Genomic DNA, 19,057 nt, shown 5'->3' with positions numbered 1-19,057 from the left:
CCCATGAAATTTATCGTTGCCGGCGTCGGTCCCGGCGATCCCGATCTCGTCACCGCCGGCGCGCTGAAACTGATCGAGCGGGCCGACCTGGTGCTCAGCCCCCATTCTCATGCGGAACGGGCCAGCGTGGCCGAACAGGCCGTACGACCGCATCTGCCCGATCTGAAAACGACGCCGGTGTTGTTTCCGATGACCGGCGACGCGACATCCCGCGACGCGGCGCTGAAAGCGCAGCTGGAAGAGCTGCGCCCTCTCTGGCAAAACGCCGAGACGGTCGTGTTGCCCGTGATCGGCGACTCTACGCTCTACGCCACGGGTTTCTACCTTTACGAGCTGTGGAAGCAGATCGTCCCCGAACTGGAACTCGAGCTGACGCCCGGCATCTCGGCGCACTGCCTGGCCGCGGCGAAGTCCGGCTCGTTCCTCGCCATGGGGAGCGAGATCCTCGCCATCGTCCCCGCCACGGCGTCGCGCGAACGGATCGCCGCTGCGCTGAAAGCGGCCGACGCCGCCGCGGTCTACAAGCCCTGCGCGCTGCGTGGACAGCTCCGCTCGACGGTGGAAGAAGCCGGCCCGTGGAACAAGATTTTGCGTATCGACCGCGCCGGTCTGCCCGACCAAAAGATCTTCACGGACGCCGCGGCCCTGGGCCCCGCCGAGGAATACCTTTCGATCCTGCTGCTGTGGCGCTGACCATGGACTGGGCGCGTCTGCTCCGCGGCGAACTGCGGCTGACGATCGACATTCTCGCCGGTTTTCTGATCGGCGCGCTGATCGTCCGCACGGGGCTGGCGGACAAAGCGCTGCGGCGCGCCCTGCCCTGGCTGAAACGATGGGGCATCGGCGCTACGCTCGGCGCGGCGCTGACCGTCAGCATCGGCTCGTCGAAAGCCGGCGCCGCCGTGGTAGCTTCGGCGCTGGACAGCGGGCGCATTTCGCCGCGCACGGCCAAATGGGGCACGCTGCTGCTGGCTTTTCCGGCCTACGCGCGCCGCTGGGTCGCGACGATGGTTTTGTCGTGCAGTCTGGCCGGCTGGGCGGGCGCGTTCTTCGCGCTGACGCTGCTGTTCCGCTCGGCGGCGAAATTCGCGCTCGAGCTTTTCATTCTCAACCGCGGCGAACACGACGACCGGCCTCTGGAAGAAACGGCGGCGGGCGGCGAAACGGCGCGGAGATTCGGCTTCAAGCTGCTGAAAACGCTGCCGCTGGCGTGGTTCTTCTACGCGCTCGCCGTGCTCGTCGTGCCATGGGCGGAAAAATATCTACAGCTCTGGCTGCGCGGCAGCGCCTTTTTCCCCCTGCCCGCCATGGCGGTGGCGGCGGCGTCTTTCGCCCACGTTTCCGCGGCGCTGGCGCTGGCCGGGGGCAGTCTGGCCGCGGGCGAGCTGTCGACCGCGCAGGCGGTTTTCGCGCTGCTTTTCGGCAACAGCCTGAGCCTGATCACGCGGCTCGTGCGCACCAACGCCGGCTATTACTTCGGCTTTTTCCCGCGCGCCGTCGCCCAGTCCATGCTGCTGTGGAACGTCGCCGCGTCGGCCGCGCTCAGCCTGCTGACGCTGGCGCTGGCGGCGCTGCCGCTGTGTCTGTGAAACGAAATTTTGCCTTAGAAGAGGTGAACGCTGTGAGACCGGAAGAGATCGAACAGGCGAGCATGAGAACGATCGTCGCCGAAATGGAACCGTGGCAAGGACCGGAGGAGAACCTGCCCGTGGTCATGCGCGTCATCCATACGACCGCCGATTTCGAGTTCCAGAAGAACCTGCGCTTCACGCCGAACGTGGTCGGGCGCGCCCGCGAAGCGCTCCGCGCCGGGACGACCATTGTCACCGATACGATGATGGCCGCCGCCGGCGTCAACAAAAAAGCCTGCCAGACGCTGGGCGTGCAGGTCGTCTGCCGCATGTCGGACGCCGCCGTCCGCGAAGAAGCCGCGTCGCGCGGCGTCACCCGCGCCGTGGTGAGCATGGAGGCGGCCGTGCGCGAGACGCCGCAGGCCATCTTCGCCATCGGCAACGCGCCGACGGCGCTGATCCGCCTCTGCGAGCTGATCGACGCGGGCGAGGCCCGTCCGGCGTTGGTCGTCGGCGTGCCCGTCGGTTTCGTCAACGTGATCGAGTCCAAGGAACGCCTGGCGCGCACCGCCGTGCCCTCGATCGCCGCCATGGGACGCAAGGGCGGCTCCGCCGTCGCCTCGGCGGTCCTCAACGCGCTGCTCTATGGAATTACACGATAGCCGTGGCCTGCGCGAAGGTTTCACCACCGGCAGCTGCGCCGCCGCGGCCGCGCAGGCTTCGGCGCTGCGCCTGACGACGGGGCGGTGCCCCGCGCAGGTGCGCATCGTCACGCCCGCCGGCAAGGAACTCACGCTCGACATCGTCGAGTACGCCTTTCCGGCCTGCGGCGTCGTCAAGGATGCCGGCGACGACCCCGACGCCACCGACGGCATGACGGTGATCTCGTCGGTGGAACTGGGCGACGGCGACGGCCCCGTCTCCTTCAGGGCCGGCCCGGGCGTGGGCACAGTGACGCTGCCGGGGCTGAAAATCCCCGTCGGCGAAGCGGCCGTCAATCCCGTGCCGCGCCAAATGATCGAAGAGGCGCTGCGCGCCGTCATCGGCCCGCGCCGCGCCTGCGTCACCGTCTCCATCCCCGGAGGCGAAGAAAAGGCCGCGCACACGTTCAACCCCCGTCTCGGCATCGCCGGCGGTTTGTCGGTGCTGGGCACCACAGGCATCGTCAAGCCGTACAACGTCGAGTCGGTCTACGCTTCGTTCTTGCTGGAACTGAGCACGTTCGCTTCGTCGGGGCTGAAGTGCGTCGGCCTGTGCTTCGGCAACAGCGGCGAAAAGGCCATGCGGCACGTATGGAACATCGGCGGGCGCGTCATCATGCACACGGGCAACTACATCGGCTTTGTGCTCGACGAGGCGCTGCGGCTCAAGTTCGAACGCGCGCTGATCTGCGGCCACCCCGGTAAGCTGCTCAAGGTTGCCGCGGGAACGTTCGACACCTACAACCGCACCGGCGACGGCCGCCGCGAAGCCCTCTGCACGCAGGCCGCTCTGGCCGGAGCGGGACGCGAGATCGTCAGGAAACTTTACGAGAGCACTACGACCGAGGTCGCCATGCAGATCGTCCGCGAAGAAAAGCTCGACTTCCTTTGGACGACGCTGGCCGAGGTGACGGCAAAGCGCTGCCGCGAGCGGATGTTCGGCGACCTCGCCGTGGAAGCCGCTTTTATCGACAATCAGGGCCGACTGCTGGGCGCGAGCGCCGGCGCGGCGGCCTTCGCGGAGGAACTCGCCCATGCGCAATAAACTTTTCGTCGTCGGCGTCGGCCCGGGCGGCGCCGATCAACTGACGTCCGCCGCGCGCGAAACGATCCGGCGCGCCGGGTGTGTGGTCGCCGCGCCGCGCCATCGCGCGCTGGCGGGCGGCCATCCCAACGTCATCGCCCTCGGCAAATTCGAGGAGACGTTTGCCGCCGTCGACGCCGCGCTCGACCGAAATTCCGTGGCCGTGCTCGTCTCCGGCGACGCGGGCGTGTTCAGTTTACTGCCGCTGCTCAAAAAACGCTTCCCCGGCGACGACCTCGAAGTGATCCCCGGCGTCAGTTCGCTGCAAAGCCTGTGCGCCGCCGCACGCGAAACGTGGATCGACGCCGTTGTCCTCTCCGGGCACGGGCGCGATCTCGGCGAGGCGAAGGTCCTCGACGCCGCCGACCAGAACAGAAAGACGATCTTCTTCTGCGGGCCGCAGTGGAACCCGCGCCGCCTCTGCCGCCTGCTTGCCGACTGGGACATGGACCACCTGCGTCTCACCGTCGGCGAGCGGCTCAGCTACGGCGACCAGCGCCTCAGCCGCGGTTCTCCCGCGGAACTGGCGGCGCGGGAATACGACGATCTGTCGTTGGTTCTGATCGAAAATCCTTCGCCGTGGAGCGCGCCGCAGGCGCGCCCGCGAGACGACGATTTTCTCCGCGCGGACGTGCCGATGACGCGCGAGACCGTGCGCTCGGCGATCCTCGACGAGCTGCGTCTGCGCCGCGATTCGACGCTCTGGGATCTGGGCGCGGGCACTGGCTCGGTGACGGTCGCGGCGGCGCTGTTCTGCGCAGACGGTCGGGTCTGCGCCGTGGAGAAAAATCCCGCAGCCGCGGCGCTGATCGCCCGCAACGTCAGAAAGTTCCACCGGCACAACGTCGCGCTGTACGAGGGCGACAACGCCGCCGTGCTGCCGTCGCTGCCGCGCCCCACGCACGTCTTCGTCGGCGGCAGCGGCCCGGAACTGCCGGAGCTGCTGCGCGCCGTCGCCGCGCTCGGCGAAGGGATCCGTGTCGTCGTCTCGGCGGTAGCCTTCAAAACCTACGCGGCCGCGGCCGAGAACCTCGCCGGAGCCGGCTTCCATGATTTCGACGCCGTACAGGTGGCAGTCGGCCGCGCCAAAAAGATCGGCGGCACGCTCATCATGGCCGCGCAGAACCCCGTCACCATCTTTTCGGCGTTCACCGCCGGCATACAGAAAGAAGGACGATAACATGATCCACTTTGTCGGCGCCGGCCCCGGCGCGCCCGACCTGATCACGCTGCGCGGCGCGAAACTGCTGGCGCGGGCGGGCATGGTGATCTACGCCGGTTCGCTGGTCAATCCCGAACTGCTGAACGGCACGCCCGCAGGCTGCGAGATCTACAACAGCGCTTCGATGACGCTGGACGAGGTGATAGAGAAAATGGCCGACGCCGACCGCCGCGGCCTTGAAGTGGTACGGCTGCACACCGGCGACCCGTCGATCTACGGCGCGATCCGCGAGCAGATCGACCGGCTCAAAGCGTTGGGCGTCGCCTACGACATCACGCCCGGCGTCAGTTCGTTCTGCGCCGCCGCGGCCGCCGTGGAGGCGGAATACACGTTGCCGTCCGTCAGCCAGACGCTGATCATCACGCGCATGGAGGGGCGCACGCCGGTACCTCCCGGCGAGAAGCTGGCGTCGCTGGCCTCTCACGGCGCTTCGATGGCGCTGTTCCTTTCCTCCGGTCTGCTGGAAGAGACCTGCGCGGCGCTGATGCGGGGCGGTTACGCGCCCGACACGCCCGCGGCCGTGGTCTACAAGGCGTCGTGGCCCGAACAGAAGGTGCTGCGCGGCGACGTTTCGACCATCGCGGCCATGGCGGCGGAAGCGGGCGTCCGCAGCACGGCGCTGATCCTCGTGGGTGGATTCCTCGGCGAGGACTACGAGCTGTCGAAGCTCTACGACGCCTCGTTCTCGCACGGCTTCCGCAAGGCCAGCCGATGACGTCCCTTCACGCCGTCGCCTTCACGCGCGACGGGACGGAACTGGCCCGGCTGATCGCCGCCCGTCTCGGCGGGCGGGCCTGGGCCCCGCCCCGCTACGCCGGCGGAGACGTCTCGCCTCTGACGGGCTCGATCGCCGTCTGGACGCGCGAACGTTTTTCCTCCAGCGACGCGCTGGTATTCGTCTCGGCCTGCGGCATCGCTGTGCGCGCCGTCGCTCCGTGCCTGAAGGACAAGACGCGCGACCCCGCGGTCGTCTGTCTCGACGATCGGGGACGGAACGTGATCTCGCTGCTTTCGGGGCATCTCGGCGGCGCCAACGAGCTGGCGCGCCGCGTCGCGGCGCTGACGGGCGGCCGTCCGATAATCACCACGGCGACCGACGTCCATAAGGTCGAAGCCGTGGACGCGTGGGCGAAAGAACACGACTGCGCCATCGAAAACATCGGCACGGTCAAAAGCGTTTCCGCGGCCGCGCTCGACGGCGAAAAAATCGGCGTCGCCGTCACCGAAATGGAACAGCCCGCGCCCTGGCCGGTGACGCTGTGGCTGCGGCCGCGCAACCTTGCGCTCGGCGTCGGCTGCAAGCGCGGTACGACGAGCGCGGCTCTGCGCGCGGCGCTGGACGATTTTTTAAGCGGCGCGGGAGTCTCGAAATTGTCGCTTTGCGCGTTGGCTTCCATCGACCTGAAAAAGAACGAACCCTGCTTGGCGGATTTGGCGCGCGAGCTGGGCGTTCCCTTTCTCACGTTCCCGGCCGCGGAACTCGCCGCCGTGCCGGGGCAGTTCTCTCATTCGCAAAAAGTCCTCGACGTCACGGGCGTGGGCAACGTCTGCGAACGGGCGGCCGTTCTGGCTTCGGGGCTCGGCGTTTTGCTGCGCGGCAAAGCGCGCTATCCCGGCGTCACTTTCGCGCTGGCGCGGCGAAAATTTTTCGATCACACGGAGAAGGCGGACCCATCCATGAAGAACGTTTCTGATACGGAGGCGCAAGCATGATCTACGTCGTCGGCCTCGGCCCCGGAGGCGAAGACCAGCTGACGCCGCGCGCGCTCGCGGCGCTGGAACAATGCGACGTCATCGTCGGCTACAAAACGTACGTCGACCTGATCGCGCCCCGTTTCGAGGGACGCAAGGAACTGGTCGTCTCGCCCATGAAGGGCGAAGTGCAGCGCTGCGAAGACGCGCTGCGCCGTTCGCTGGCGGGGAGCACGGTAGGCGTCGTTTCCAGCGGCGACCCCGGCGTGTACGGCATGGCGGGCATTATGCTCGAAGTGGCGGCGGGACGCGACGAGGTGACCGTCGTGCCCGGCGTCACGGCGGCCTGCGCCGCCGCGGCCGTGCTCGGCGCGCCGCTGACGCACGACTTCGCCGTCGTCAGCCTCAGCGACCTGCTCACGCCGTGGAAGCTGATCGCGCGCCGCCTCGAAGCGGCCGCGGCCGGCGATTTCGTGATCTGCCTTTACAACCCCATGAGCCGCGGGCGTCCCGACAATCTGCGTCTGGCCTGCGAAACGCTGCTGAAGACGAAAAGCGCCGACACGGCGGCTGGCTGGGTGCGCAGCGCCGGGCGCGACGGCGAAGAGGCGCATCTGACCACGCTGGGGGCACTCGCCGACGAGAAGCTCGACATGTTCTGCACGGCCATCGTCGGCAGCAGCGCCACGAAATTCCTCGACGGCCGCCTCGTCACGCCGCGCGGCTATCAGCGGCCATGAACGGGCGGCTGCTGGTCTTCGGCGGCACGACCGAGGCGCGCGAACTGCTGCGCCGCGGCGTGCCGGCCGTTTGCTGCGTGGCCACCGCTTACGGCGCCAAGCTGCTTGAAGGGCTCGAAAACGTGCGCGTGCTCACGGGCCGTCTCGACGAAACGGCCATGGAAGATCTGTTCCGTGCCGAGAAGGTCACCCACGTGATCGACGCCACGCACCCTTACGCGCTGGAAGTGACGAAGAACGTGCGCCGCGCCTGCGAACGCACGGGCGTGAAGCTGCTGCGCGTGGCGCGCGCCAGAACGCCGCTGTTCGGCGACGTGACCGCGGTCGCCACGCCGGAAGAGGCGGCGGCGCTGCTGGACGGCGGCGGCGAGAAAGTCCTGCTCACGGTGGGCAGCAAAGAGCTGCCGGCCTTCGCGGGCGTAAGCCGCGCAAAGGAGCGTCTTTTCGCCCGCGTGCTGCCCACGTCGGACGTGATCGCCCAATGCGAGGCACTGGGCTACGACGCTGGGCACCTGATCGCCATGCAGGGAGCGTTCAGCGCCGCCATGAACGAGCAAATGCTCGCGGCCACCGGCGCGACGGTGATCGTCACCAAGGACGGCGGCGCGTCCGGCGGCATGGAGGAAAAGCTGCGCGCGGCGCAGAACCGCGGCGCGCGCGTCATTCTTATCGGCCGCGGTGACGAAGAAGGGGCGACTGTCGACGAAGCGATGCTGTGGCTGCGGCGCGAGATGAAACTCGAATGTCCGCCGCTGTTTCCGATGCTGCTGCCGCTCGAGGGCAAGAAAGCCCTGCTGATCGGCGGCGGCCCCGTCGCCCTGCGGCGCGCGCAAACGCTGAAAAGCTGCGGCGCCGACGTGCGCGCCGTCGCCGTCGCGTTCTGCGAAGGATGGGACGGTTTCGACACCGCCGCGCGCGAATGGCGCGAGAGCGACCTCGACGGCGCGGTCCTGGCCGTGGCCGCCACCGACAATCGCGAACAGAACCGCCTGATCGCCGCCGCGGCGAAAAAACGCGGCGTCCCCGTCAGCATCGCCGACAACGCCGCCGAGGGCACTTTTTACTTTCCCGCGCTGATTCATTGCGGCGCGGCCGCCGTATCGGCGTCGAGCGGCGGACTCGATCCGGCTCTGACGCGCCGCCTGGCCGACCGCCTCAGAGAGATCTGGCCCGGGATCGTCGCCGAAGAACTCCATAGGAAAGAAGAAAACCGCCGATGAAAATCCTTCGTTTTGGCAGCCGCAAGAGCGATCTGGCGCTGGCGCAGACGCGCCTTGTCATGGATGCCGTCGGGCGCGCCCATCCCGAATACCGTCTCGAACTCGTGCCCATCGCCACCAGCGGCGACGTGAACATGAAACCGTTCTCGGAAGCGTCGGACGCGTTCGGCATCAAGGGACTTTTCACGCGGGAACTGGAAGAGGCCCTGCTCAACGGCCGCATCGACGTGGCCGTCCACAGCCTCAAGGACCTGCCCGCCGCGCAGGACGAACGGCTGCCGCTGCTCGCCTGCTTCCGTCGCGGCGATCCCCGCGACGCGCTCGTGCTGCCCGACGGAGTCTCGGCCATGAACGGCGCTGTGATCGGCTGCTCGTCGGCGCGACGCCGCCTGCAGGCGCTCGATCTGTTTGCCGGCGCCGAGGTGCGTCCGGTGCGCGGCAACGTCGGCACGCGCCTGCGCAAGCTCGACGAAGGCCAGTTCTCGGCGCTGATCCTCGCGGCCGCGGGACTGGCGCGCCTCGGCTTGAACGCGCGCGTCAGCCGTTACTTTTCGGTCGACGAGATCGTCCCCGCGCCGGGACAGGGAATCCTCGCCTGTCAAGGACGCGCCGGCGACAAAAACGAAGACTGGCTCGACGCCGTTTTCGACCCCGACGCGACGGACTGCGCCCGCGCCGAACGAGTCTTCTCGGCGGCGCTCGGCGGCGGCTGCGCGTCGCCCGTCGGCGCGTGCGCGCAGCTTCGCGGCGGCGAGATGAAGCTGACGGGCTTTTTCGCCGACGAAAGTCGCGGCCTGAAACTTCGCGCGTCGTTGACGGGACGCCGCGAAGAAGCGCAGCGGCTCGGCGAAATGCTGGCCGAAAAAATTCTCGGAAAGACGAGGTGATCTCATGTCCGTCGGCAAAGTCTGGCTCGTCGGCGCCGGTCCGGGCGATCCCGGGCTGCTCACCTGCCGCGGCCGCGAAGTTCTGGAGCGCGCCGAAGTCGTGATCTTCGACCGCCTCGTCGGCGACGGCGTGCTGGCGCTCATGCCCCGCACCGCGCGCTGTATCGACGTGGGCAAGGAGGGCGGCCGCCACCCCGTGCCGCAGCGCGAGATCGAGGCTCTGATCGTGCGCGAAGCGCTGAATGGACATAACGTCGTGCGCCTCAAAGGCGGCGATCCGTTTTTGTTCGGCCGCGGCGGCGAGGAGATCGAAGCGCTGCTGGCGCACGACATCCCCTACGAGGTCGTGCCCGGCGTCGCTTCGGCGATCGCCGCGCCGGAGTGCGCCGGCATCCCCGTCACGCACCGCGGCCTCGCCAACTCGCTGCACATCGTCACCGCCCACACCAAGGAGGGCGGCATCGCCGCGCAGGATTACGACGCGCTGGCGCGGCTGAACGGCACGCTCGTGTTTCTGATGGGCGCGACCGCCATTGCGGAGATCTGTTCGCAGCTGCTGGCGCGCGGTTTCGCCGCCGACACGCCGACGGCGGCCGTCGAATCGGGTACGACCGCCTGCCAGCGCGCGCTCGTCGGGACTCTGGGCGATTTCGAACGCAAAGCCCGCGACTTCGGGCTGCGCGCGCCGGCCGTCATCCTTGTCGGCCCCGCGGCCGCTCTGGCGTCGCGGTTCGCCTGGCGGCAGAAACTGCCGCTGTGGGGCAAAAAAGTGCTCGTCACGCGCCCGGCCAACCGTCAGGGACGGTTGTCGCGGATGCTCCGCGACCTCGGCGCCGAAGTGGTGGAATTTCCCTGCATCGCCGCCGCGCCGCTGGAGACGAAACTGCCGCCGCTGGACGGCTACGACTGGGTCGGTTTCACCAGCGCCACCGGCGCGGAATGCTTCTTCGCGCGTCTGGCCGCGGAAGGGCGCGACGTGCGTGAACTGGGGGCGGCCAAAATCGCCGCCATCGGCCCCGCCACAGCCGCGGCGCTGCGCGAGCGCGGGCTCCGTCCCGATCTGGTCCCCGCCGTTTACGACGGCGTCCATCTGGCCGAAGAACTGGCCGGCCGAGGCGGCTCCGCGCTGCTGTTCCGCGCGCTTGACGGCTCGCCCGAGCTGACCGAGACGCTGCGCGCCCGCGGCGTCGTTTTCAGCGAAGTGCCCCTCTACCGCACCGAAACGCTCGCGGCTCCGTTTCAGCCCGTAAATGTCGACGCCGTGTTGTTCACCAGCGCCTCCACTGTGCGCGGCTTCAAAAAAGCCTGCCCCGAACTGGAAGCGCCGCTGGCCTGCTGCATCGGCGCGCAGACCGCGCGCGAAGCCGAACGGCTGGGGCTGAAAAACATCCGCGTCGCCGCCCGCGCGACGCTGGAAGACCTTATCAATACTTTGAAAGAAGATGGCAGATCATGATCGTCAGACCGAGAAGACTGCGCCAGACCCCGGCGCTCCGCAACCTCGTCGCGGAAACGCGCCTCAGCGCCGATATGTTCATCTACCCCGTGTTCATCCGCGAAGGCTGCGGCATCGTCGAAGACATCCCCTCGCTGCCCGGGCAGAAACGTTACAGCCCCGACACCTTCCCGCTCGTCCTCGAAGAGATGGCGCGCTGCGGCGTCAAAGCCGTGCTGCTCTTCGGCCTGCCCGAGCGCAAGGACGAAACCGGTACCGGCGCGTGGGACGAGAACGGCGTCATCCAGCAGGCGCTGCGCGTCGGCAAAAAAGCTTTTCCCGAGATCACCTTCATCGGCGACGTGTGCATGTGCGAATATACCTCGCACGGCCACTGCGGCATCCTTCACGGCGAAAAGGTGGACAACGACGAGACGCTCGAGTACCTGACGCGCATCGCCGTTTCCCAGGCCGCGGCGGGGGCCGACGTCGTCGCTCCCTCCGACATGATGGACGGCCACGTCGCCGCCCTGCGCGCCGGACTGGACGCCGCCGGCATGAAGGACAAGATCATCTTCTCTTACGCCGTCAAATACGCCTCGGCGTTCTACGGCCCCTTCCGCGACGCCGCCGGCTCCGCGCCGGCCTTCGGCGACCGCCGGGGCTACCAGATGGATCCGCGCAACGCGCGCGAGGGACTCAAGGAAGCAGAACTCGACATCGAAGAAGGCGCCGACATGATCATGGTCAAACCCGGCCTGCTCTACCTGGACGTGCTGCGCGCCGTCAAAGAGATCAGCCCCGTGCCCGTCGGTTCCTACTGCGTCAGCGGCGAGTACGCCATGATCAAGGCCGCGGCCGCCAAAGGCTGGCTCGACGAATCGCGCGCCGTCGCCGAAGCGGCGTACAGCCTGGCGCGCGCCGGAGCCGACGTGATCGTCACCTACTCGGCCCTCGACCTGGCCCGCTGGCTCAAAGAAGGGCGCGTCGCCTTTTAGGAATGCCGGAAATTTTTGAACGACAGCCGCCGCGGAGAAGTGGCGACGCGGAGATTGAAATGGGAAAGGTACTTTCCCCTCATGTCTTTCTTCTGCTTTTCTTCGAGCCTTTGTGCCTCCGTGGTCGTTTCCGTTTTGATCCCGTTTTTCTCCGCTTCGCCGCTTCTCCGTGGGAGATCTTGTTTTACGGTGCGTTTGCTATAGCGACAGCATAGGCCGGAGCGGGAGCGCTTCGGCGAAAGGAAGTGAACGACCATGAGCGCGCTGAAAAAGTTCCCCCGTCTCGTCATCGCTGCCACTCAGAGCGGCTGCGGCAAAACAACGCTCACCTGCGGCATCCTCGCCGCCCTGAAAAAGCGCGGCCTGGCCGTGCAGGCCTGCAAGATCGGCCCCGATTACATCGACCCCGGCTATCTGGCCCAGGCCAGCGGACGCCCCGCGCACAATCTCGACACCTGGCTGATGGACGAGACGGCGATGGAGCGCCTGTTCGCGGAAAACTCTTCGCAAGCCGATCTTGCCGTCGTCGAAGGAGTGATGGGGCTGTACGACGGCGGGCGCGGCGGCGTCAGCAGCACCGCGGAGATCGCCAAAAAGCTACGCGCCCCCGTGGCGCTGGTGATCGACTGCAAGTCGATGGGTGACAGCGCCGCGGCGTTGGCGCTGGGATTTCGCGAATACGACCGCGGCGTAGACTTTTGCGGCGTGATCCTCAACCGCCTCGGCTCGGACGCGCACCGCGACATGATCGCGGCAGCCATGGACCGCCTCGGTATCCCCGTGCTGGGCGCCCTGAAACGCGACGAACGGTTCGCCGTCTCGGAACGGCACCTCGGCCTGCTGCCCGCGGAAGAAAGCGGGGAACATGACTTCAACGCGCTGGTCGAGTGCGTGGAACGTTCCGTCGATCTCGAGACGCTGCTGAGGATCGCCGCGGAAGCGCCGGCGCTGGAATTTTCTCCCCGTCCCGCCCCGTCCGCGGCGGAACGCCGGGCCGTGATCGGCGTGGCGCGCGACAAGGCCTTTTCGTTCTATTATCCGGAAAGCCTCGCCGAACTGGAGCACGCCGGCGCGCGGCTCGTCTTCTTCAGCCCGCTCGACGACAAGGAGCTTCCCGACGCGGACGGCCTGATCTTCGGCGGCGGCTTCCCGGAGATGTTCGCCGCACGTCTCGCCGCCAACGACGCGATGAAAAGCGAACTTGCCGCGGCGGCCCGCGCCGGCATGCCCATCTACGCCGAATGCGGCGGCTACATGTACCTGACGCGCTCGCTGACCGATTTCGAAGGGCGCGCATTCGCCATGGCCGGCCTGATCCCCGCCGCGTGCCGCATGAACCCCAAGCTGCAGACCGTCGGCTACGTCGAGGCCACAGCTCTGCGCGACACCGTACTCTGTCCCGCCGGAACCGTCGTGCGCGGCCACGAGTTCCATTTTTCCTCGGTGCAGCCCGACGAGAGGACGGAAGCGAGCGCCGCCTGGCGTTTCGTCAAAAAGCGTACCGGCGCGGCGTATGCCGCCGGTTACGCGAGTGCGAACGTGCTGGCCTCGTATCTCCACCTGCACTTCGCCGGCAGCCCGCAGCTCGCCTGCAATTTTGTGGACGCCTGTGAACGCTTCGCCCGCTCCCGATAAAAAATCCAGCCTGAACGGCTGTTCCGATCGGAACAGCCGTTCAGGCTGGATTTTTTATTCAAAAAGAATCAATACCGCAGCGAGTAGACGGGATGGTACAGGCGCTCGTCGCGGAGGATCCTGCTCTGCTCGGCCAGCGCGTTCATCGCGTCGTCGCCCATGTCGATGGAGAGACGCGAGGTGAGGATGTGGATCAAAAACAACGGTCCGATCAGGCTGCTGCCGAAGGTGGGGCTGTTGTCGCTGACGAAGAACGACAGGTCGGCGTCGCTGCAGATCGGCGCGGCGGGACTGTCGGTGATGGTGACGATTTTGGCGCCGTTGCGCCGGCCCCGCTGCAGCGCCTCGGTGAGCAGCACCGAGTAGCTGGGCAGGTCGAAGGCGATGATCAGGTCGCTTTTGCGGACGCTGCGGGCCTGCTCGATCAGCGTCAGGCAGCCGGAACCGGGGTACATCTGATGGGCGCGCAGCCCCAACTCGCGCAGGCGGCTGTGCAGGCATTCGGCCATCATGCCGGAGATGCTCCAGCCGGCGCAGTAAATGCCCTCGGCCGATTTGACGAGTTCGCAGAACGCGCGCACGTCTTCGACGCGTAGGCGGTTCCACGTGTCTTCGAGATTGGCGTGTTCCATCTGGCGGATGCGCTCCGACAGATCGCCCTCTTCGCTCATGGCGCGGGCCAGCATCGCCGCGGGATTAACCTGTTCGAGCACCGATTCCTTGAGCGCGCTCTTGAGGTCGGCGTAGCCGGTGAAGCCGAGGATGCGCGCCACGCGCACGAGCTGCGCCTTGGAGACGTTCAGCTGCTCGGCCACGTCGCCGATGGAGACGAAGGCCGCCTCGCGCATGTGAGTGAGAAGGTATTCGACGACGCGGCGCGCCTTGGAGGGCATCGAGTCCAGATTGCTGCGCAGAAGTTCCTGCAATTTATTCGCTTCCAATGGATAACACCTCTTTCATCGCTAATAAACAAAAGTACATTAATATTTTACAAAAAGCGACGCCGCCCGTCAACGGCGAAAATCCGCCGATCGATCAGATGGAGGTCGTCCTTTCCCGGCCAAGCGTCGCGATTGCCTCAAACGCCGCGAAAAAGGGGAGCGCCGAAAAAATTCCGGCGTTCCCCTTTTTCGCTCGATGGATCAGCCAAGGATGGCGGCCAACAGTTCAAGCACACGAAGCGCGGCGTTCAAAGCGGAGCTTTTCCCGGCCGCGCCGCCGTCTTCGGGCGACTTCTCCGGAGCGCCGGCGGGCTGTTCCGCCTTGGCTTTTTCCTGTTCAAGCCAGCGCTCATAGATGGCCTTGATCTCGGCGGCATACTTTTTCGATCCGGCGACCGTGTAATATTCGCAGTCCGCCGCCGTGGTGTAGGTATATCCTTTCATGCCGGGGTTCATCGGCGCCAGCGCGACGATCGCGCCGCCGGCGTGGTCGCGCTCGCCGGGGACGGGACGGTAGACGATCATGACGAGATGGTCGTCTTCACGGGTCGATTTGACCTTTTCAGCGACTTTAGGATGCATTACTTCATGAGAAGCGTTCAGCAGGTCGAAAATCGTCCAGTCCTTGCCCGCGAAGGTGATCAGGAAATCGCCCGGCTGCAGCCCCGCGCCGATCGCCTGCCCGCCGGGCGTCAGCTTGGTGATGCGGGTCAGGCAGACGCCCTTGGCGGCGGGCGCTTTCTTTTGCCGTTTCAGATAATTCTCCAGCGGGATGGGGCGGAACGGCAGCGTGTTGGTGTCGGCGCTGCCGATCGCGGCGTTGTTGCCGGCGCGGTATTCGGTGCGGCCCCCGAGCGGCACGGCGTAGCCGATGACGCTGCCGTTCGCGCTCTTGTAAGTGTGGCGTCCGCCCAGCTCTTCCACGCGGGCGATAGGGGCGTTGCGGGCGTCGCGATATTCCCAGCGGTTGCCCACTTTGCGCACGGTGCCGAGCGTGGCGTTGTTCGGCGCGGTGTAGGTCAGCACGCCGCCCATTGTCTTCGCGTAGCCGACGACTTTGCCGCCCACGCGGTATTCGACGCCGTTGCCGAACGTGCGCCCCGTGTACCTGACGCCGCCGACGGTGACGTCGATGTTATAGGCGAAACCCGCGGCGGCGGACGACGCCAGCGCGAAAGCGCAGAGGAACAGAAATATCTTTTTCATAAAATGGCCTCCTCAGTTTGATCTTTTTTCGACGGAAAATCACTCGCCGAACTCTTCGCTCTCCCCGTCGCCCTCGCCCCACTCGCGCATCAGCACGGCCCAGGCGAACTGGTCGGCCTGATATTCGTAGGCGTTCATGTTGGCGTTGGTCTGCGACCAGAAGTAGCAGCCGCGGCTGTCGTGCAGCAGATGGTGGATCTCGTGGAACAAGGCGAAGCCCTGCCAGAAGCGGGGCAGGCGGCTGTTGAGGTGGATGCGGCAGCGGCGCAGCTCGCGATTGGTGTAGGTGAAACCCCACATGTCGGGGCTCATCGGCACGCGCGCCGTCTCGACCTCGAGAGAAACGCGCTCTTCCAGCTTGGCCAGCGCGTCGAACTCGTCCAAACCCTGCCACTCCGCCGCCTCTTTCAGGATCGACGGCTCGATGTACCGGGGCGGCGGCGGAAAAACGAAATCCTCTTCCGCGCTAATCTCTCGCTCTTCTCGATCTGCCACGCTTCGGCTCGCCTTCCCAATCCGACAGAGCGGCGTCGATCAGCCGGTGGACCATGTGCACGTCCTTTTCGGAGAGCTTGTGGCTGCGGTACCAGATCTCCATCGGCTTGGGACCGGCGAAGAGCTCTTCCAGCTGCAGACGACCGCCGGTGTCGCGAGGAAATTCCTCGAGAAGGTCCGAGGTCTCCACGCCGAGCCTGTCGGCAAGACGGTGGAGCAGTTTCATCGAAGGACTGCGGCGGTTGCTCTCGAGCGCCTGAATGTAAATCCTGCTGACTTCCGTCGCGTCGGCGAGCTGCTGCTGCGTCATCTTGAGCGCCTTGCGAAGCGTGCGGATCCGAAGACCTAGAGTCATCAAAAAGACCTCCCTGTTGATTAGTGTACACGTACTATACTACAATAAATTTCTGTTGACAAGTACCCCAAACGGCGAATTTCATGTATAATGTCCCTGACACTTCATTCTTTTTATTTATAGACTTTGACGGCAAGGGAGCTGATTGCATGGATTTCAAGGAGTTGGAGACGTTCGTTTCCATCGTGGAAAAGGGAAGCATATCCGCCGCTGCCGCTGCTCTGGGAGTCTCGCAGCCGGCGGTGAGCAAACGCGTGGCCCGCATCGAAGCGGAAATGGGCGCTTCCATGTTCGCCAACGGCCATAAACATTCTACGCTCACGTCGGAAGGCGCGGTGCTCTACAAAGCGGCGCTGAAGATGCTGGATACCCGCAAGAAAGCGCGGATCCAGATCGCCGAGATCTCTCAGGAACTTTACGGCACGGTGCGCATCAGCGCCAGTTCCATCCCCGGCGATTTCATTTTGCCGGAGATCCTCGTAGAGTTCATGGAAAAACATCCCGGCGTGAGCGTACAGGTCACGCAAGGCGATTCGCAGTCGGCGCTCGAGGATCTTTCCGACAAAAAGGCCGATCTTGCCGTGATCGGCTCCGACCGGAGCCTGCCGGGTTTCACCAGCCTGCCCTTTTATCACGACGAGCTGGTGCTGATCGTCAACCACAATCATCCGCTCGCCGCGAGAAAATACATCCCCATGGAAGAAATCGGCGGGCTCAAGCTCGTCGGGCGCACCTCCGGCTCGGGCAGCCGGCAGACGTGGGAGCGCATCTACAAGAGCCGCACGGGCACTTTCAAAGAGCCGGAGCTGCAGTTCGGTCACACCATGGGCGTGGTCAACGCCGTCGCTAACGGTGCCGAAGCGGGCATCGTCTCGCGTTTCGCCGCCCAAACCTCGCCGGCCGTCGCCGTGCTGACCTTCAAACCGGCAGTGTATCGCGCTTTTCATCTCGTCTACGGCCTGTGCGAGACCAAAGCCGTGGAAGTGTTGATCTCTTTCCTGATCCAGAAAGCCGAACAACAGCAGTTGAGTCAGCCGCAGTAGAAGAGCGAAAGACTTGCGGCGATCCCCGGCGTCGCCGCCCGTTTGTCCTCAATGAGAACAAGGGGTATCGTGAAGAAGCCGAGAAGACAAGGGCAGACCCGAGCGATAAAACATTGGACGATCTCCGAAGAAGCATTGTGGAGAAGATCGATAAAGCGAGCTGCGCAGACCACTCTATACGGTCTGCGCAGCTCGCTTTGTGAATCTCTCCCGCAGCGCCCTCGCGTTCGACTTTTTCAATAAGAAACAGTATCACTCGTTGTAATTCGCCGCGCGGTGGACGGCGAAGACGCGGCGCCCGCGCAGGGAGACGTTGAGCTTCTTTTCCAGCTTGCGCGCGATGCGCACGAAAGGCGTGCCGATCAGCAGATAGATGACCGCGACGATGAACCCCGTGCCGAAGTAGTCGTAGTTGACCGTGGCCAGCTGCCCGTAGGTGCGAGTCAAATCGACGAGCGTGATGATGGAAACCAGCGAGGAGTCCTTGAGCAGGGCGATGAAGTCGTTGGTCATCGGCAGCAGGGAAACGCGGATCGCCTGGGGCAGGATCACGTGGCGCAGCGCTTCTCGTTTGGTCATGCCGAGCGCCAGCGCGCCTTCCATCTGGGCGCGCGGCACCGCTTCCAGCCCGGCGCGGTAGTTCTCCGACTCGTAGGCGGCGTAGTTCAGCCCCAGCGCCAGTGTTCCGGCCACGAAGGGCGAGAGCTGCACGCCGACGTTGGGCAGTCCGTAGAAGATGAAAAACAGCTGGATCATCACCGGCGTTCCACGGATAAATTCCGTGTAACAGGTGGCGAACGCCCGCAGCGGCAGCGGGCCGAAGAGGCGGCAGACGGCGATGAAGAGGCCGACGGCCAGCGCCAAAGCCATCGAAGCGACGGAAACCTCCAGCGTCACGACGGCGGCGCGTCCGAACGACGGCAAAAAGCCGACGTAGCGTTTGATCCGTTCCGGCCAGCTGCGCGCGCCGCGCTGGATATCCGCCCAATGCTCGTACATGACGGGTCTCTCGAGCGCCGGACGGTCGTCGTTGAAGTATTCCGCCATGAGCGGGTTCCAAAGGTTCCAGCGGTCGTAGATGCGGCGCAGCGTGCCGTCGTCGCGCAGCGTCACGATCGCCTCGTTGACGCGCTTTAAAAACGCCTCTTCTCCCTTGCGGATCGTCATGGCGTATTCCATGCGGCCGATCGGTTCGCCCACAAACTCGAACATGGGATTGAATTGCGAATAATAGATCGACATGGGCGCGTCCATGACGACGGCGTCAAGGCGCCCGTTCTGCATGTCCTGGTACGCCGTGGCTTCATTTTCGTAGCTGCGGATGTCGGCGATGCCGGCCTTGGCCAGCGTCTCGTAGGCATAAGAGCCGCGCAGCGTACCGATCGTGTGGCCGCGCGCGTTTTCGAGGTTGCTGACGCCGGCGGGATTGCCCTTGGGGACGACCATCTGCAGGTAGGTGACGTAGTAGGGAATGGAAAAGTTGATCATCTCCTGCCGCTCCGGCGTCACCTCGATGCCGTTGATGGCGATATCGTAAAGACCGCGCTGCATGCCGGGGATGAGGATGTCCCAGACGTTCTGCACGAACTGGGGTTTCAATCCCATTTCAGCCGCCAGCGCCTCGGCGATTTCGGTTTCGAAGCCCGTCAGTTTTTCGGGCTCGGAAGGGTCGTACAGGATAAAGGGCACTCCGCCCTCGGAGTTGCCGCCCCATCTCAACACTGTGTCGGGCATGAACTCGGCGGCGAAAGAGCATGAAGCGGAAAGCAGCGTCGCAAACACGATGACGCCTATCTTCGGCTTGATTCTCATGAAGTAGTATCAACCTCGCA

General features: G+C 65.5%; 19 protein-coding genes. 14 read left to right on the top strand and 5 right to left on the bottom strand.

What is annotated here, in order from left to right:
• Positions 1-3 precede the first annotated feature (3 nt).
• The 13 genes from RAH42_RS10465 to RAH42_RS10405 all read left to right on the top strand — a co-directional run bounded on the left by RAH42_RS10465 (position 4) and on the right by RAH42_RS10405 (position 13,185).
• Positions 4-693: a precorrin-2 C(20)-methyltransferase gene (locus RAH42_RS10465; RefSeq protein ID WP_078016285.1), complete on the top strand. Its 690-nt coding sequence runs from the start codon at positions 4-6 to the stop codon at positions 691-693.
• A 2-nt stretch (positions 694-695) separates the two neighbouring features.
• Positions 696-1,589, top strand: coding sequence for a hypothetical protein (locus RAH42_RS10460; protein WP_078016306.1), 894 nt, complete (start codon positions 696-698; stop codon positions 1,587-1,589).
• Positions 1,590-1,612: 23 nt separating this feature from the next.
• Complete coding sequence (locus tag RAH42_RS10455) at positions 1,613-2,233, top strand: precorrin-8X methylmutase (RefSeq protein ID WP_240496136.1); 621 nt, start codon at positions 1,613-1,615, stop codon at positions 2,231-2,233.
• On the top strand, positions 2,217-3,317 hold the full coding sequence (cbiD, locus tag RAH42_RS10450; protein WP_078016283.1) for a cobalt-precorrin-5B (C(1))-methyltransferase CbiD: 1,101 nt from the start codon (positions 2,217-2,219) through the stop codon (positions 3,315-3,317). Before RAH42_RS10455 ends, cbiD begins: the two co-directional genes overlap by 17 nt.
• A complete protein-coding gene (cbiE, locus tag RAH42_RS10445; protein WP_078016282.1) occupies positions 3,307-4,536 on the top strand; it encodes a precorrin-6y C5,15-methyltransferase (decarboxylating) subunit CbiE in 1,230 nt (409 codons plus the stop codon). Before cbiD ends, cbiE begins: the two co-directional genes overlap by 11 nt.
• Position 4,537: 1 nt before the next feature.
• Positions 4,538-5,293 carry a precorrin-4 C(11)-methyltransferase gene (cobM, locus tag RAH42_RS10440; RefSeq protein WP_078016281.1) on the top strand — a complete coding sequence of 252 codons (756 nt, stop codon included), beginning with the start codon at positions 4,538-4,540 and terminating at the stop codon, positions 5,291-5,293.
• The gene (locus tag RAH42_RS10435; protein ID WP_078016280.1) at positions 5,290-6,291 is read left to right on the top strand and encodes a cobalt-precorrin 5A hydrolase; all 1,002 of its coding nucleotides are present in this window, start codon (positions 5,290-5,292) and stop codon (positions 6,289-6,291) included. The genes cobM and RAH42_RS10435 overlap by 4 nt, the downstream gene beginning before the upstream one ends.
• The gene (gene cobJ, locus RAH42_RS10430) at positions 6,288-7,010 is read left to right on the top strand and encodes a precorrin-3B C(17)-methyltransferase (RefSeq protein WP_317539434.1); all 723 of its coding nucleotides are present in this window, start codon (positions 6,288-6,290) and stop codon (positions 7,008-7,010) included. The genes RAH42_RS10435 and cobJ overlap by 4 nt, the downstream gene beginning before the upstream one ends.
• Positions 7,007-8,230 (top strand): precorrin-6A reductase, encoded by a 1,224-nt coding sequence (gene cobK, locus RAH42_RS10425; RefSeq protein ID WP_078016278.1) that lies wholly within the window; start codon positions 7,007-7,009, stop codon positions 8,228-8,230. The genes cobJ and cobK overlap by 4 nt, the downstream gene beginning before the upstream one ends.
• Positions 8,227-9,117, top strand: coding sequence for a hydroxymethylbilane synthase (gene hemC / locus RAH42_RS10420; RefSeq protein ID WP_078016277.1), 891 nt, complete (start codon positions 8,227-8,229; stop codon positions 9,115-9,117). The genes cobK and hemC overlap by 4 nt, the downstream gene beginning before the upstream one ends.
• A gap of 4 nt (positions 9,118-9,121) precedes the next feature.
• Positions 9,122-10,573 carry a uroporphyrinogen-III C-methyltransferase gene (gene cobA / locus RAH42_RS10415; protein WP_317539433.1) on the top strand — a complete coding sequence of 484 codons (1,452 nt, stop codon included), beginning with the start codon at positions 9,122-9,124 and terminating at the stop codon, positions 10,571-10,573.
• A complete protein-coding gene (hemB, locus tag RAH42_RS10410) occupies positions 10,570-11,550 on the top strand; it encodes a porphobilinogen synthase (protein WP_296426911.1) in 981 nt (326 codons plus the stop codon). Before cobA ends, hemB begins: the two co-directional genes overlap by 4 nt.
• Positions 11,551-11,805: 255 nt before the next feature.
• Complete coding sequence (locus tag RAH42_RS10405) at positions 11,806-13,185, top strand: cobyrinate a,c-diamide synthase (protein ID WP_317539432.1); 1,380 nt, start codon at positions 11,806-11,808, stop codon at positions 13,183-13,185.
• A gap of 68 nt (positions 13,186-13,253) precedes the next feature.
• Here the strand turns inward: RAH42_RS10405 and RAH42_RS10400 are convergent, their stop codons facing one another.
• The 4 genes from RAH42_RS10400 to RAH42_RS10385 all read right to left on the bottom strand — a co-directional run bounded on the left by RAH42_RS10400 (position 13,254) and on the right by RAH42_RS10385 (position 16,182).
• Positions 13,254-14,126 carry a MurR/RpiR family transcriptional regulator gene (locus tag RAH42_RS10400; RefSeq protein ID WP_296426624.1) on the bottom strand — a complete coding sequence of 291 codons (873 nt, stop codon included), beginning with the start codon at positions 14,124-14,126 and terminating at the stop codon, positions 13,254-13,256.
• 201 nt (positions 14,127-14,327) lie between these two features.
• Complete coding sequence (locus tag RAH42_RS10395) at positions 14,328-15,332, bottom strand: PDZ domain-containing protein (protein ID WP_317539431.1); 1,005 nt, start codon at positions 15,330-15,332, stop codon at positions 14,328-14,330.
• A 39-nt stretch (positions 15,333-15,371) separates the two neighbouring features.
• Entirely contained in the window at positions 15,372-15,827 is a 456-nt protein-coding gene (locus RAH42_RS10390) for an ImmA/IrrE family metallo-endopeptidase (protein WP_296426621.1), read from the bottom strand.
• A complete protein-coding gene (locus RAH42_RS10385; protein ID WP_078016270.1) occupies positions 15,799-16,182 on the bottom strand; it encodes a helix-turn-helix transcriptional regulator in 384 nt (127 codons plus the stop codon). The genes RAH42_RS10390 and RAH42_RS10385 overlap by 29 nt, the downstream gene beginning before the upstream one ends.
• A 149-nt stretch (positions 16,183-16,331) precedes the next feature.
• Between RAH42_RS10385 and RAH42_RS10380 the strand changes: the two genes are divergently transcribed.
• Complete coding sequence (locus RAH42_RS10380; RefSeq protein ID WP_078016269.1) at positions 16,332-17,225, top strand: LysR family transcriptional regulator; 894 nt, start codon at positions 16,332-16,334, stop codon at positions 17,223-17,225.
• 252 nt (positions 17,226-17,477) lie between these two features.
• Here the strand turns inward: RAH42_RS10380 and RAH42_RS10375 are convergent, their stop codons facing one another.
• Positions 17,478-19,037: an ABC transporter substrate-binding protein/permease gene (locus RAH42_RS10375; RefSeq protein WP_296426617.1), complete on the bottom strand. Its 1,560-nt coding sequence runs from the start codon at positions 19,035-19,037 to the stop codon at positions 17,478-17,480.
• Positions 19,038-19,057 lie beyond the last annotated feature (20 nt).

Source organism: Pyramidobacter sp. YE332 (genome assembly GCF_033060595.1).
Taxonomy (GTDB): domain Bacteria; phylum Synergistota; class Synergistia; order Synergistales; family Dethiosulfovibrionaceae; genus Pyramidobacter.
Note: the sequence above shows the minus strand (reverse complement) of the source record. Positions and strands in the feature narration are given on the sequence as shown.

Bases quoted from the DNA above. Each gene is read 5' to 3' on its own strand.
- RAH42_RS10375 (WP_296426617.1), bottom strand. From the start codon at position 19,037: ATGAGAATCAAGCCGAAGATAGGCGTCATCGTGTTTGCGACGCTGCTT.
- cobM (WP_078016281.1), top strand. From the start codon at position 4,538: ATGATCCACTTTGTCGGCGCCGGCCCCGGCGCGCCCGACCTGATCACG.
- cobK (WP_078016278.1), top strand. From the start codon at position 7,007: ATGAACGGGCGGCTGCTGGTCTTCGGCGGCACGACCGAGGCGCGCGAA.
- RAH42_RS10380 (WP_078016269.1), top strand. From the start codon at position 16,332: ATGGATTTCAAGGAGTTGGAGACGTTCGTTTCCATCGTGGAAAAGGGA.
- RAH42_RS10385 (WP_078016270.1), bottom strand. From the start codon at position 16,182: ATGACTCTAGGTCTTCGGATCCGCACGCTTCGCAAGGCGCTCAAGATG.
- hemB (WP_296426911.1), top strand. From the start codon at position 10,570: ATGATCGTCAGACCGAGAAGACTGCGCCAGACCCCGGCGCTCCGCAAC.
- RAH42_RS10395 (WP_317539431.1), bottom strand. From the start codon at position 15,332: ATGAAAAAGATATTTCTGTTCCTCTGCGCTTTCGCGCTGGCGTCGTCC.
- cbiE (WP_078016282.1), top strand. From the start codon at position 3,307: ATGCGCAATAAACTTTTCGTCGTCGGCGTCGGCCCGGGCGGCGCCGAT.
- cbiD (WP_078016283.1), top strand. From the start codon at position 2,217: ATGGAATTACACGATAGCCGTGGCCTGCGCGAAGGTTTCACCACCGGC.
- RAH42_RS10465 (WP_078016285.1), top strand. From the start codon at position 4: ATGAAATTTATCGTTGCCGGCGTCGGTCCCGGCGATCCCGATCTCGTC.
- RAH42_RS10460 (WP_078016306.1), top strand. From the start codon at position 696: ATGGACTGGGCGCGTCTGCTCCGCGGCGAACTGCGGCTGACGATCGAC.
- RAH42_RS10405 (WP_317539432.1), top strand. From the start codon at position 11,806: ATGAGCGCGCTGAAAAAGTTCCCCCGTCTCGTCATCGCTGCCACTCAG.
- hemC (WP_078016277.1), top strand. From the start codon at position 8,227: ATGAAAATCCTTCGTTTTGGCAGCCGCAAGAGCGATCTGGCGCTGGCG.
- cobJ (WP_317539434.1), top strand. From the start codon at position 6,288: ATGATCTACGTCGTCGGCCTCGGCCCCGGAGGCGAAGACCAGCTGACG.
- cobA (WP_317539433.1), top strand. From the start codon at position 9,122: ATGTCCGTCGGCAAAGTCTGGCTCGTCGGCGCCGGTCCGGGCGATCCC.
- RAH42_RS10435 (WP_078016280.1), top strand. From the start codon at position 5,290: ATGACGTCCCTTCACGCCGTCGCCTTCACGCGCGACGGGACGGAACTG.